Below are 14122 nucleotides of genomic sequence, written 5' to 3'. Positions count from 1 at the left end.
TTATCATGGTAATAGGACAGCGCGTCCGCCGCTGGCTATCGCGACGCGCCTGATGCACAACACGTCCATGGCGATTTCCAAGTCTTTCGATTTCCTGCGCGGCGTATCGGGACGGGTGGTGGACGAGATCGTCGCGCTGGACTGGGCCGCGACGTCGCTGGGCTCGCCCGATGGCTGGCCGGTCGCGCTGCGCAGCCAGCTGGCGACGATGCTGGCCTGCCCGGCGCCGATGTACATGGTCTGGGGCCCCGACCTCGTGTCCTTCTACAACGACGCCTATCGCCCCATATTGGGCTACCGCGCCGACACCGCGATGGGCACGCCGTTCAAGGTGTTGTGGGGCAGCATCTGGGACGAGATCGAACCGCTGGTCGCCACGGCTTTGTCGGGACAGGTTGCCAAGGTCACCGACATGCGGCTGGACCTGGCGCGCACCGGCCAGCCCGAGGAAAGCTACTGGACCTTTTCCTACTCGCCCGTCTTCGACGATCGGGGCGACATCGCCGGCATGATCTGCGTGACCGGCGAGACGACCGACCGCGTGCTGGCCGAGCGGCGCCAGCGGGCGTCGGACGAGCGGCTGGAACTGGCGCTCAGCTCGGGCGCGCATGTCGGGCTATGGGACTGGGACGTGCTGAACGACTCGGTCCGCTCGGACGCGCGCTTCGCCGCCATGTATGGCGTCGATCCGACAGCGGCCGAGGCGGGGATGCCGATCGGCGACTTTTTTCGCGGTATCCACCCCGATGATCGCGAGCGGGTCAATGGTGAGATCCAGGTCGCGATGGCGCAGGTCGCGGCGGGCGGCGCGCCGCATCGCTTCGTCTCCGAATACCGGCTGGTCCAGGCGGACGGCACGGTACACTGGGTATCGGCGCAAGGGCGCTGTATCCCCGACGAGACCGGGCGCTGCGTCCGCTTCCCCGGCGTCAGCTTCGACATCACCGAGCGCGTCCGCATCGAGCAGCAGCTGCGCGAGAGCGAGGCGCGCGCGCGCCTGAACGCCGAGCGGGTGCAGCTGGCGCTGGAGGCCGGCGCGATCATCGGCACCTGGTTCTGGGACCTGCCCACCGACCGCTTCACCGTCGACGAGCCGTTTGCGCGCACATTCGGGCTGGACCCGGCGCTCGGCCATGAGGGGCTGAGCCTGGCGCAGGTGGTGGAGACGGTCCACCCCGACGACCAGGCCGGCTTGGCGCAGGCGATCGAGGCCGTCATCGCCTCGGGCGGGGCCTATGCGCATCAATATCGCGTGCGCCGGCATGACGGCTGCTATCACTGGCTGGAGGCCAATGGCCGGGTCGAGCATGCGCCCGACGGTACGCCGCTCTACTTCCCGGGCGTGCTGATCGATGTCGGCGTCCGCCGCGCGCTGGAGGCCGAGCGCGACAGCGCCATCGCCGAGCTGCGCGCGCTGACCGACCAGCTCGAACAGCGCGTCGCCGACCGCACGGCCGAGCTGATGCGCGCCGAGGAGGCGCTGCGCCAGTCGCAGAAGATGGAGGCGGTCGGCCAGTTGACCGGCGGACTGGCGCATGACTTCAACAATCTGCTCGCGGGCATTTCGGGATCGCTGGAGCTGATGGCGCTGCGCCTGTCGCAGGGGCGTGCGGGCGAGATCGATCGTTACATGGATGCGGCGCAGGGGGCGACGCGGCGCGCGGCGGCACTGACCCACCGGCTGCTCGCCTTTTCGCGGCGGCAGACGCTGGCGCCGCGCCCGACCGACATCGTCGCGCTGGTCGCCGGAATGAGCGACCTGATCCAGCGCACCGTGGGCCCGGGCATCACCGTCGAGACGCCGGCACCCGATGACTGGTGGACGGTGCTGGTCGATGCGCCGCAGCTGGAAAACGCGCTGCTCAACCTGTGCATCAACGCGCGCGACGCCATGCCCGATGGCGGGCGGATCACCATCGCCATCCGCAATCGCCCGTCCGGCTGCCGCGACGACCTGCACCATGACATCCCCAAGGGCGAGTATCTGGTGCTCAGCGTCACCGATACCGGCACCGGCATGACCCCCGACGTCATCGAAAAGGCGTTCGACCCCTTCTTCACCACCAAGCCGCTGGGGCAGGGGACGGGGCTGGGCCTCAGCATGATCTACGGCTTTGCCCGCCAGTCGGACGGGCAGGTCCGCATCGCCTCGACCGTGGGGAAGGGGACGACCGTCTCGCTCTATCTGCCGCGCCATGACGGTCCGGCCGAGCCGGAGGAACCGGCGCGCGCCGCCCTGCCCGATGGGGCCGGCGGATCGGGGGAGACGGTGCTGGTGGTCGACGACGAATCGACTGTCCGGCTGATGATCGCCGACGTCCTGCGCGACATGGGCCACCGGGTGATCGAGGCGGCGGACAGCGCCGCCGCGCTGCCGCTGCTGCGTTCGGACCGGCGCATCGACCTGCTGATCACCGATGTCGGCCTGCCGGGCGGGATGAACGGTCGCCAGCTGGCCGAGGCGGCGCGCGAGGTCAGACATGAATTGAATGTCATGTTCGTTACCGGCTATGCGGAAAGCGCGGTGCTGAACAGCGGCCATCTGGCGCCGGGCATGCAGTTGCTCACCAAGCCGTTCACGGTGGACGCGCTGGTCACGGGGGTCCAGGCGGCCCTGGGCCATCCGCGCGGGCGATAGCGCGGGGGCGCTCGCGCCGGCGGCCCGGCATCGCATGAGGTGAAACGACCGGAGTGCGAGAGTTTTGAAACTGCGACATCGACTGGCCGGCGCATGGACGATCGCCATGGCCCTGATGCTGATGCCTGCCATCGCGGAGGCCGCCCCGACACAGGATGGGCCGGACATCCCCGAGCCGATGGTGTTCGACATGATCCGCCCCCTGACCGCCAAACGCGGCGAGGTGGAGGTCAACGCCCTGGTCCAGCGCGATCTTTCCGGCCCGCGTGGCGAGGTGGAATGGGCCCCCGAGATCGAGGTGGCGGTGGCGGACGGCTTCGCGGTCGAGCTGGAACTGCCGCTGATCGATACGCGCGTGGTGCAGTGTAAGATGGGGCTTCAGGGCAAGCTCGGCACCTTTCGCGGCGGGCGCGGCATTCACGGCGTCCAGTATCTGGGGCTGTACGACCGTGAGAGCGGCCAATGGCAATCGACCCTGGTCTGGCTGCTGGGCAACCGCTTCGGCGAGCGGTGGAGCACCATGACGATGCTGGGTATCGGCGACGTCACTTTGCGCGAGGGCAACCAGACCGGCTTCGTGGTCAACCATTCGACCTTCTACGACCTGAACCGCGACACGGTGCTGGGGCTGGAGGTCAATCGGCAGAATGGCGACGGCGCCTATTGGCTGCTGATGCCGCAGGCGCATCGCAGCTTCGGCAAGCTGAGCCTGCAGGGCGGCATCGGCGCCGAGCGGGCACGCGGCGAGCCGTTCCGGCCGCGTCTGGGCTTGCGTCTGATCCGCGAATTATGATGGCGGTGGTGCATCAATAGGGAGAAGGACCATGGCGATCGAACTGATCTGTCTCGATGCCGATGACACGCTCTGGCACAATATGCGCCACTTCGTCGAAACCGAGGAAGCGCTGGTCGGCCTGCTCGCCCCCTTTGCCGAGGCGCGGGTGGCGCGTGCGACGCTGGAGGCGTGCGAGGCGCGTAACCTGCGCCTCTATGGCTACGGCGCCAAGGGCTTCACCCTGTCGATGATCGAGACGGCGGTGGAACTGGCCGGGCCGACGCTGCCCACCGATCTGATCGCGCGGCTGCTGGAGGCGGGGCGGCAGTTGCTGGCGCATCCGGTCGAACTGCTCGACGGGATCGGCGATACCATGGCGGCGCTGGCCGAGCGGGGCCGGCTGGTGCTGGTGACCAAGGGTGACCTGCTGCATCAGGAGGCCAAGCTGGCCGCGTCCGGACTGGGCGCGCATTTCGCCGATGTGGCGATCGTCAGCGACAAGACGCCCGACACATTCGCGCGCATCTTCGACCGCCACGGCGTCGCGCCCGAGGCGGCGGTGATGGCCGGGGATTCGATGCGGTCGGACGTGCTGCCGGCACTGAAGGCGGGGGCGTGGGCGGCCTATATCCCGCAACCACTCGCCTGGAGCCATGAGGCGGGGGAGGAACCGATGGACCATCCCCGCTTCCGCCGTTTGGCGAGACTGGGCGACCTGCCGGGATGGATCGACACAATCGGGGGGTGAGTTCCGCCATCGCCCCGTGCACGTCCGTCCCGCAGCGGGAGGGCGATCTACGGGCGATGGTCTCTGCGAGGCACCTTGCCCTCCCCCGGCCCCTCCCGCCTGCGGGAGGGGAGAAGATGGTCCTCGCCGACCATTCTCGCTTCCGTTGTCTCGTGAGGTTGGGCGACCGGCCCGCCTTGATCGACACGACCGAACGTTAAGCCCCGCCCTCACCCCAAGCACGCCCCTCCCGCAGGCGGGAGGGGATGGGGGAGGGAAAGGCCGCGGGCGATGCCCCCGCAACGTGCCATACTCCTTCCCCACATACGGGAGGGGGAGAAATCAGCTCGGGTCGCTTTCCTCGCCGACGATCACGTCCTGCACCGCCTCGGCCGGATCATGCGCGGCGCCATTGCGGTGGATACGCACGCCCGCCATCGTCACCGGCGCGGCAGCGGCGGCAGCACGTTCCTGTTCGCCGCGATGGATCGTCACGCCGTGCAGCGCTTCGGGCACGGCCATGTCGGTACTCGCCGCGATCCGCGTCGGAACCGCCGGCTCCACCCCCGCATAATCCTGCCGGAACGACAGCCCGCGTTCCAGCGCACCGCGCCAGCGGTAGAAGATGTGGCTGCCGACCGACCCGATCCGGTTGAGGCTGGAGGCCCACCAGGGCAGCACGTAATTGGCGTGATAGAAGGTCGCCGCCCCCACCGGCGCATAGACCAGCCCGGCCAGCGCGCCCTGCGCCACGGCGGCGGCGCGCGCCCAGGCGGCGGGGTCGCGCGGGTGCAGCATCGATCCGTCACAGGTGAAGCTGAACTGGCAGCCGGTGGAGCGCTCCGACCCCTGATAGACGACGCCGCAGATGCTCTTGGGAAAGGCGCGGTCGCGGACGCGGTTCAGCACGACCTGCGCCACCGCGCGCTGGCCGTCGACGGGTTCGGACCGGGCCTCGTAATAAATGGCGGCGGTCAGGCATTCGGCGGCGCGGGCGGCGTCACGCGCCGAGCGGGCGATGCCGTTGAAGGCCGGCGCGGCGGCCATTTCAATCCGTGTGTCGGCGACCGGGCGACCGGGCACGACATCGTCGGGAACGTCGAGCGCCAGCTGGCGCAGCAGTGTGCGCGGTGTCGGCGGCGGGATGTCGAGCGTCACATGCGGCGGCGCCCGGTGCACGGGCGTGCACGATGTCGCGATCGCGAGCGTCGCCACCAACATCCACCAACGCCACACTATATCCGAGTCCTGCCCCCGTGACCGATGCCGTGGTCCTACGGGGGCAGGGTTAGGAAGCCGTTAAGTCACGGAAGCGGCAACGATGACCGGATCAGAATCGCGCGCCCAGTTCCACGCCGTAGAAGCGCGGCTCGCCCGCGATATAGGTCGGCGCGCCGAAGCTGCCCCCGGTATTGCCCGCATCGATCAGATAGCGCGCATTGGTCAGGTTGCGCGCGAAGCCGCCGATATGGAAGCGGCCCTGGTCGCCGAACTCCATGCCGGCACGCAGGTTCACCAGCGTATAGCCGCCTTGCGAAATCGCATCGCGGTTGGGCAGTTCGAAGAACACCTTGGAGCGATAGGTGACGCTTGGCGTCGCATAGAAGGTTGCCGACGATCCCACCGGCACGCGCAGCGTCACGCCGCCCGAGGCGGTGGTGTCGGGTTGCAGGCGGAAGCGGTTGCCCGCGAAAACGCCATTGGCGGGATCGTCGGCGATGCCGCCATCGATATAGGCGAAAGTCGCGAACAGGCTGAGCCAGCGATGGACCACCAGATTGCCCTCCAGCTCGACCCCCAGATTATTGGCCGAGCCGGCGCTGCGCGTGACGGTCGCACCATTTTCGATCACTGACACCTGGAAGCCCTTGTACCGCTGATAGAACACCGACGCCGCGCCGGTGAACGGACCGACCCGCCCCTTGATGCCGCCCTCGTAATTCCAGACATTTTCTTCCGGCACGATCTGTAGCCGGGGGATGGCGCCCGAATTGGCGACGCTGAGCGGCACGATCCGGCGGCCCTCCAGCTGGACGACGGGCGAGCGGCGGCCCTTGCTGACCGTGGCATAGAGATTGACCGCGTCGCTGACCCGGTAGAGCGCGTTGAAGCGCGGCAGGAAGGCGGCATAGCTGCGCTGCGCCTCGAACTTCTGCCCCTTGGTATTGGCGGCCCCCAGCAGGCTGGTGAAGATGCCCGCGCCCGCCAGCAACCGGCTGTCGGGCATGACCGAGCTGTAACCCGACTGGCGATCCTCGATCAGGACGCGTGCGCCGGCGGTCAGCTCCAGCGCGGGCGTCGGAATCCAGGTGGCGTCGCCGAAGACCGAATAGGTGTCGTTATTGCCGTAATTGGCGAAGCTGGCGCTGTAGGGCAGGCTGGCCAGCGCACCGCGCGACAGGATGGCGGTGGCGCGGGTCGCGGGGATCGTGCCGTTGGCGGCGACGCAGGCGGTGCCGGTCGGGATGCCGACCGAATTCAGCAACTGGCGGACGGCGGCGAAGTCGGGCGTGACCGAGCAGGCGAGATAGGTGCCTTCCTCGGTGGAGAAGGGCACGCGCTGCTGGCCATTTTCGAAAAAGGCGTTCCAGCCGAACGAGGCGCGGTACTTCGGGCCATCGAAGGCGAAGCGGCTCTCATGGCTCCACTGGTCGCCCTTGGCATCCTCGCCGAACTCCAGATACCAGGCGGGGCCGCCATCGGCGTCGAACACTTCGCGCGAATCGAACCGGCGATAGCCGTTGACCGTGGTGAAGGTGATGCCCGGCGCGACATCGACCGCGACCGTCAGATTGGCATCATAGACGTCGCGGTGCAGCCCCAGCTTGCGCGCGCCCAGTATCTCGGCGGAGAAGGGTGAGCCCGACAGCTCGGCATAGCCGAAATCGCCGGTCTGCCCGCCGGTGGGGGCGAAGGCGCGGCTCTTGAACGCGGTGCCGGGGTTGCGCTGTCCGTCATAGGTCAGCACCAGATCGGCGGTGACCGAACCGTTGGGCCGCCAGCGCAGCGATCCGCGCAGGCCGCGCTGGTCCTGGCCGTTCAGATCGTCCTGGTCGACGCGCCCCTGATTCTGGTTGGCGACATCGGGATCGCCCGCGATGTTGCTGACATAGCCGTCGCGATATTTGTATGCGAACGCCAATCGGCCGGCGAGCGTCTCGTTGCCGGCGTTCAGATAGCCCGACACCTGGGTCCGGTTGAAATTGCCATAGGAGGCGACGATCCCGGCATCGGTGCCGGGTTGGGGGCGGGCCGAGATGATGCTGATCGCGCCGACCGCCGCGGCGGTACCGAACAGCGTCGCCTGCGGCCCCTTGGCCACTTCGATCCGCTCTATGTCGAACAGGTCCTGATAGGCGCCGCGCGTCCGGCTGATGTCGATGCCGTTGTAATAGAGGGTGACGCGCGCGCCCTGCTGCGCCGAGCCGGAGTCCGAGGTGATGCCACGGATCACGAAGCCGGGGTTATTCGCGCTCTGTTCTTGGATCTGAAGGCCGGGAATATATTGCGCCACTTCGGCCAGCGAGTTGACGCCCAGATTGGCCATGCGCGCGCCGGTGACGGCCGAGACGGTCAGCGGCACGTCCGCGATCCGCTGCTCGCGCTTCTGCGCGGTGACGATGACCTCGGCCGTGTCATCGGCGTCGCGCGGGCCGTCCTGCGGCTGGATCATGGCCTGGGCATGGGCCGACTGGATGATGGCGGCCTGCGACAGGCCGGCCAGCAGCGTGGCCACCGTCAGGCGGCGCAGCGTGGTGATCATGGATTTCCCCCCGAAATTATCCGTGTGTCGGCGCCGCTTAAGCAGAAGCCATTACCGATTGGCGTCCTGAATGTTTCGCCTTGATGACGATAGGCGGAAAAGTGTCGCGGAACCGTCATGGACCCGCCATCGCCCTGTCGTGGGTCGGGGATAGCGCTGCGCGCCGACGAAAGGACCCGATAGAATGACCATGATCAACCGACGCCGCGCCATGACCCTGATGGGAAGCGGGGCGGCGCTGGCCATGCCCGCCGGCCTGGCCGAGGCGGCGGCGCCGTCGCCCGTCCGCTTCGCGCATGGCGTGGCGAGCGGCGATCCCGCCGCCGATGGCGCGATTCTGTGGACCCGCGCGACCCCGGCCGAGACCGATGCCGCCCAGGACATCGCACTGACCTGGCATGTCGCGGCGCTGGATGGCGGCGATGCGATCGGGCTGCGCACCGGCCGCGTGACCGCGCGGGCCGCGCGCGACTTCACCGCTAAGGTCGATGTGACCGGCCTGCGACCGGGGCGCGAATATCGCTATTGGTTCGAGACGGCGGCTGGCGAACGCTCGCCCGAGGGCCGGTTCCGTACCCTGCCGCGCGGGCGCATCGAGGATTTGGTGCTGGCCGTCGTCTCCTGCCAGCTTTATCCCGGCGGGCTCTACAATGCATATGACGCGATCGCGAAGAGCGAGCGGCTGGATGCCGTGCTGCACCTGGGCGATTACATCTATGAATATGGCGCCGATGGCTATGGCACCAAGACCGGCCATCAGCTCGGCCGCCTGCCCGAGCCGGCGCATGAGATCGTCTCGCTGGCCGATTACCGCCAGCGCCATGCCCAGGTGAAGCGCGACCCCGACATGCAGGCCGCGCACGCCCGCGCCGCCTTCATCTGCGTTTGGGACGACCATGAGGTCGCCAATGACGGCTGGGTGGGCGGCGCGGAAAATCATCAGCCGGCGCAGGAAGGCGACTGGGGCAAGCGCAAGGCGGCGGCGATGCAGGCCTATTTCGAATGGATGCCGATCCGCGATCCCAAGCCCGGCCAGCCTTGGGCGGCGATCAATCGCAGCTTCGATTTCGGCGATCTGGCGACGATCGTCATGCTGGAATCGCGGCTGCTCGCCCGCTCGCAACAGGTGCATGCCAAGGGCGAGACGGCCGAGCCGTCCGAATATGCCGCGATGATGGCCGAGCGCGCGCGGCCCGATCGTGTGCTGCTCGGTCCCGGCCAGATGGACTGGGTCGAGCGGACGCTGACCGGCTCGGTCAAGGCGGGGCGGCCGTGGCAGGTGATCGGCAGCCAGGTGGTCATGGCGCGGATCGACGGCCCCGACCTCGAAAAACAGATGGGCCCGGCCGGCTTTGCTACGCTGACCCGGAATCTGAGCGACGGCGAACGCGCGCATCTGCGAGAAGCGCAGGCGGGCTATCGGGCCGGCCTGCCGCTGAACTTCGACAGCTGGGATGGCTATCCGGCCGAGCGCGAGCGGCTCTACGCGGCCTTTGCGCGGGCGGGCAGCCATCCGGTGGTGGTGTCGGGCGACAGCCATGCCGCCTGGGCCAACGACCTGTACGATGCCAAGGGCAATCTGGTCGCCGCCGAGTTCGGCGGCACCGCGATCACCAGCCCGTCCTGGGGCGACCTGATGCCCGGCATCGGGCGCGAGATCGCGGCGGCCAATCCCAAGGTCGTCCGTTTCTGCGATCAGGATGCCAAGGGCTATCTGCACCTGACTCTGACCCGCGAGGCGGCGACCGCACGGTTCATGACCGTCTCGACCGTGCTCGCCAAACCCTATGATCAGGCCTGCGCCGCCACCTGGCGGACCGAGGTCGGCGTGCGGGCGCCGATCGCCCCGGTCGTCAGCGCCTGACCGCCGGCGCTTTCCCCGTCCCCCGCGCTGGCGGGACGGGGAAGGAATCGCTCCGCACCGCCGCCTCGACCTGTGAGACCAGCGTGGCATCGTCATGGTTCAGATAATGCCCGCCCGGCAGGCCGATGACGCGTGCCGGGCCGCCCTTCAGCAGCGGGCACAGGCTGTCCTTCTCCGCGATGCCGTAGATGCAGGTGAGGGGCGCCCAGTCGATCGTCCTGGCGGTCGTGATCCCCATGCTGTCGGGCCTGCCCAGATAGGCCAGGCCGCTGGGGTCGGAGCGGAAGAACACCGTCTCGCCCGGCACGACCAGCACGATGGCGGACACCCGCGCGCGCAGATCGGCGGGCAGATGCGCCAGCCCGGTCTGGAGAATGTCCGCGCCGTAGGACTGGCCGAGCAGGACCAGCCGCCGGTCGCCCGCCTCGGTCGCGGCGCGACGGACGAAGTCGGCGACGATCGCGTCGATCTCGGCACGGGTCCGGCCGACCCGGAACAGCACCGGCGAGTTGATGCCGGTGACGGCGATGCCCGACGCGCTCAGCGCCCGCGCGATCACGCCGCCGGTGCCATAGTGCAGACCCATATCCCCCGAGAAGGACAGGACGAGGATCGGTTGCGGCCGCCCCTGCGCCGGGAATCGGGTTACGGGATCGCGCGCGAAATAGCTGCCCGAGAACAGCAGGATGGCGGGCGCCAATATCAGGATACCGATCAGTCCCGCCAGGATGCGGCGGCGACGGCGGCGAAGATGCGAGAAGAGAACGGCCATGGCCAATCCTGGAAGAGGGGACGGCCTGTCTGCCACGTCCCGGCCGTTCGATTCACGAACTCCTCATGAAAAATCTGTAATGCGGCGCACACGCGCCCGTCGCGCGGCCTCTGCCATCGGGGGATGGTGGAGCCGGGGCACGCCAGCGGCCCGCCTGTGCAGCGTTGTTACTTCCGGGGATTATGACTGTGACCAACCCGATCTTCTTCGACCCGACCGGACGGCGGGGCGCCTGGGCGCGGCGGTCCGTCGCGGTCATGATCCTGGCGGTGGTGATCGCGGCGATCGCCTTCGCCACGACGCTGGTCGCGGTGCCGCGTTCGGGCCTGTTGCCGCTGCCCTTCGCGCGGCGACAGGCGATGACGCTGGAGCCGACCGCGCAGTTGAAGGGGCGGCGCGGCGACTGGCTGCCGCGCAAGGCGGCGGCGCCGTCGCACACTCCGCTGACCGTCGCCTTCTATCAGCCCGGCGACGAGGCGGGCCTCGCCTCGCTCCACGCGCATATGCGCCAGATCGACTGGCTGGTGCCCGCGTTGATGAACGTGACGGGGCCGAAGGGGCAGTTGCAGGTCAACAACGACCCCAAGCTGGCCAGCCTGTTGTCGGGCGTCGCCAAGCCGCCCCGTCTGCTGCCGATGGTGCAGAACCTGGCCGAGGATCACTGGGATGGCGACGCGATCGCGCGGATCATCGCCAATCCGGCCGCGTCCGAACGGCTGGCGACGCAGCTTGGCGAGTCGGTCACCGCCAACCGGCAATCGGGTCTGGTCATCGACTTCGAGAACCTGCCGGCCAGCGCCATGGCGGGCTATCCCCGGCTGCTCCAGCGGATCAAGGCGCACCTGCCCAAGGGCGCCGAACTGTCGGTGACGGTGCCCGCCGATGACGAGAGCTGGCAGCTCGGCCGGCTGGCCAAGGTCGTCGACCGGGTCATGCTGATGGCCTATGACGAGCATTGGGAAACCGGCAGCGCGGGGCCGATCGCCTCGCAACCCTGGTTCCTCCACGCGGTCGAGGACGCCATCCGCCGGGTCGGCCGCGACCGCCTGATCGTCGCGCTGGGCAGCTATGCCTATGACTGGCACGGGCAGGGCGCCGACGCGCTGTCGATCGAAGAGGCGTGGCTGATCGCGCACGACAGCCAGGCGAAGATCAGCTTCGACCCGGCCAGCGGCAATGCCGGTTTCGCCTATGACGAGAATGGCGAGCATCATGCCGTCTGGATGCTCGACGCCGCCACCAGCTGGAACCAGTTGCAGGCGCTCAAGCGGCTGGGGATCGACGACATCGCCTTCTGGCGGCTGGGCACCGAGGACCCCGGCCTGTGGAACGACTTCGCCGCCTTTCGCAGCACGAAGCCCGGCGTCATCCCCCGGCTGAACACCATCGCGCAGCCGCTGAACGTCGATGTCGAGGGGCCGGGCGAAATCCTGCGCATCACCGCACAGCCGACCGATGGCCGCCGCGCGCTGCAATATGACAAGGATGCGGTGATCCGGAACGAGGTCTATCAGGCCTATCCGACGCCCTATGTCGTGCAGCGCGCGGGCGCCGTCCCCAAGACGCTGGCGCTGACCTTCGACGATGGCCCCGACGCGGTGTGGACGCCCAAGATCCTCGACGTGCTGGAGCGCGAGCATGTGCCCGCGACCTTCTTCGTTATCGGCGAGAATGCGCTGGAGCATCCGCAATTGCTGCGCCGGATCGTCGCCGATGGCAGCGAGCTGGGCAATCACAGCTATACCCACCCCAATCTGGCGACCACGGGCGAGCGTACGACCAAGCTGGAACTGAACGCGACCCAGCGGCTGATCCAGGCCTATACCGGCCGCTCGACGACGCTGTTCCGCGCGCCCTATTTCGGCGATGCCGAGCCGACGACGGGCGACGAGATCGGCCCGGCGCTGCTCGCGCAGAATCTGGGCTATACGGTCGTCGGCCTCCACGTCGATCCCAATGACTGGCAGCGGCCGGGCACCGACGAGATCGTCCAGCAGGTGATCGACCAGGTGCACGGCGCGACGTCCGACAATTCGGCCAATGTCGTCCTGCTCCACGATGGCGGCGGCGACCGGCAGCAGACCGTCGACGCGTTGCCGCGCATCATCGAGACGCTGCGCGCCGAGGGCTATCGCTTCGTTCCCGCCTCGCAACTGGTCGGGGTCAGCCGCGATCAGGCGATGCCGCTGGTCAAGGGCCGCGACCTGCTGGCGGTGCGGACCGATGTCGCGATCTTCGTGGCGCTCGCCTTCCTGTCCAAGGCGCTGGCCTGGATCTTCTATCTGGCGATCGCGCTGGGCATCGCGCGCGCGGTGGTGATGGCGGCGCTGGCCTGGTTCCAGGGCCGCAAGTCCAAGCCCGTGCCGCCCGAATATACCCCCAGCGTCTCGGTCATCATCCCCGCCTTCAACGAGGAGCGGGTGATCGCCCAGTCGGTGGCCCGCGTGCTCGCCAGCGACTATCCGGGATTGCAGGTCATCGTCGTCGATGACGGGTCGAAGGACGGAACGAGCGCGGTGGTGCGCGACACCTTCGCGGGCGATCCGCGCGTGCAGTTGCTGACCCTGATCAATGGCGGCAAGGCGGCGGCGCTGAACCGCGCGCTGAAGGACGCGACCGGCGAGGTGCTGATCGCGCTCGACGCCGATACCCAGTTCGAGCCGGAGACGATCGCTAAGCTCGCCCGCTGGTTCGCCGATCCGAAGCTGGGCGCGGTGGCGGGCGATGCGCGGGTGGGCAACCGGGTCAATCTGGTTACCCGCTGGCAGGCGGTCGAATATATCACGGCGCAGAATCTCGAACGCCGCGCATTGGCCGGGTTCGATGCGATGACGGTGGTGCCCGGCGCGGTCGGCGCATGGCGGCGCGCCGCGCTGGATGCGGTAGGCGGCTATCCCGAGGATACGCTGGCCGAGGATCAGGACCTGACCATTGCCATCCAGCGGGCCGGCTGGCGCGTCACCTACGATCCGCGCGCGGTCGCCTGGACCGAAGCGCCCGAGAGCTTCAAGGCGCTCGCCAAGCAGCGTTACCGCTGGGCGTTCGGGACGCTGCAATGCCTGTGGAAGCACCGCGCGGTGATCCGCACCGGTAAGCCCGCCGGCCTGGCGCGGATCGGCCTGCCCCAGGCATGGCTGTTCCAGATCCTGTTCGCCGCGATCTCGCCGCTGATCGACCTGTCGCTGATCCTGTCGGTAGTCGGCACGGCGGTGCGTGTCAGCCAGCATGGCTGGGCACAGACCAGCACCGATGTATGGCAGATGGCGGCCTATTGGCTGATCTTCACCTCGGTCGACGTGCTGTGTGGGTGGCTGGCCTACCGGCTGGACGGCAACCGCGTCCGCTATCCCGCGCATCTGCTGGTCGCGCAGCGGCTGGTCTATCGCCAGATCATGTACTGGGTCGTGATCCGCGCCATCGCCTCGGCGATCGGCGGGTGGATCGTCGGCTGGGGCAAGCTGGAGCGGACGGGCAACGTCGCGGCGTGATCCGGGGCGAATGTCGGGGCTTGGCCTTCGACTTCGCTCAGGCGGAACGGAGGAGGGACATGTTTCCTCCCCTTGCAGGGGGACTGTTCACCATG

At 68.5% G+C, this 14122-nt stretch carries 8 protein-coding genes; 5 read left to right on the top strand and 3 right to left on the bottom strand.

Annotated elements, in window-relative coordinates; all coding sequences use genetic code 11:
- Positions 1–67 precede the first annotated feature (67 nt).
- From ACQHGV_RS10010 to ACQHGV_RS10000, 3 genes are all read left to right on the top strand, one after another.
- Positions 68–2638 carry a PAS domain-containing protein gene (locus tag ACQHGV_RS10010; RefSeq protein WP_440978083.1) on the top strand — a complete coding sequence of 857 codons (2571 nt, stop codon included), beginning with the start codon at positions 68–70 and terminating at the stop codon, positions 2636–2638.
- A 106-nt stretch (positions 2639–2744) separates the two neighbouring features.
- The gene (locus tag ACQHGV_RS10005; RefSeq protein WP_440978082.1) at positions 2745–3431 is read left to right on the top strand and encodes a hypothetical protein; all 687 of its coding nucleotides are present in this window, start codon (positions 2745–2747) and stop codon (positions 3429–3431) included.
- A 31-nt stretch (positions 3432–3462) separates the two neighbouring features.
- Positions 3463–4161, top strand: coding sequence for an HAD family hydrolase (locus tag ACQHGV_RS10000; protein WP_409788065.1), 699 nt, complete (start codon positions 3463–3465; stop codon positions 4159–4161).
- Positions 4162–4482: 321 nt separating this feature from the next.
- Here the strand turns inward: ACQHGV_RS10000 and ACQHGV_RS09995 are convergent, their stop codons facing one another.
- Both ACQHGV_RS09995 and ACQHGV_RS09990 read right to left on the bottom strand, forming a co-directional pair.
- Positions 4483–5361, bottom strand: a complete 879-nt coding sequence (locus ACQHGV_RS09995) for a cell wall hydrolase (protein ID WP_440978081.1) — start codon at positions 5359–5361, stop codon at positions 4483–4485.
- 109 nt (positions 5362–5470) lie between these two features.
- Positions 5471–7903, bottom strand: coding sequence for a TonB-dependent receptor (locus tag ACQHGV_RS09990; protein ID WP_440978080.1), 2433 nt, complete (start codon positions 7901–7903; stop codon positions 5471–5473).
- A gap of 184 nt (positions 7904–8087) precedes the next feature.
- On the opposite strand from ACQHGV_RS09990, the gene ACQHGV_RS09985 reads away from it, so the two are divergent.
- A complete protein-coding gene (locus tag ACQHGV_RS09985) occupies positions 8088–9767 on the top strand; it encodes an alkaline phosphatase D family protein (RefSeq protein WP_440978079.1) in 1680 nt (559 codons plus the stop codon).
- On the opposite strand, the gene ACQHGV_RS09980 is transcribed toward ACQHGV_RS09985, so the two are convergent.
- Positions 9757–10539: an AcvB/VirJ family lysyl-phosphatidylglycerol hydrolase gene (locus ACQHGV_RS09980; RefSeq protein WP_440978078.1), complete on the bottom strand. Its 783-nt coding sequence runs from the start codon at positions 10537–10539 to the stop codon at positions 9757–9759. The two genes, ACQHGV_RS09985 and ACQHGV_RS09980, sit on opposite strands and share 11 nt — an antisense overlap.
- Before the next feature lie 188 nt (positions 10540–10727).
- Here ACQHGV_RS09980 and ACQHGV_RS09975 point away from each other — a divergent pair, with 188 nt between their 5' ends.
- On the top strand, positions 10728–14027 hold the full coding sequence (locus ACQHGV_RS09975) for a glycosyltransferase (RefSeq protein WP_440978077.1): 3300 nt from the start codon (positions 10728–10730) through the stop codon (positions 14025–14027).
- Positions 14028–14122 lie beyond the last annotated feature (95 nt).

This window comes from Sphingomonas pseudosanguinis (genome assembly GCF_052056765.1).
Taxonomy (GTDB): Bacteria; Pseudomonadota; Alphaproteobacteria; order Sphingomonadales; family Sphingomonadaceae; genus Sphingomonas; species Sphingomonas pseudosanguinis.
This window is presented reverse-complemented; position numbering and strand designations above follow the sequence as displayed.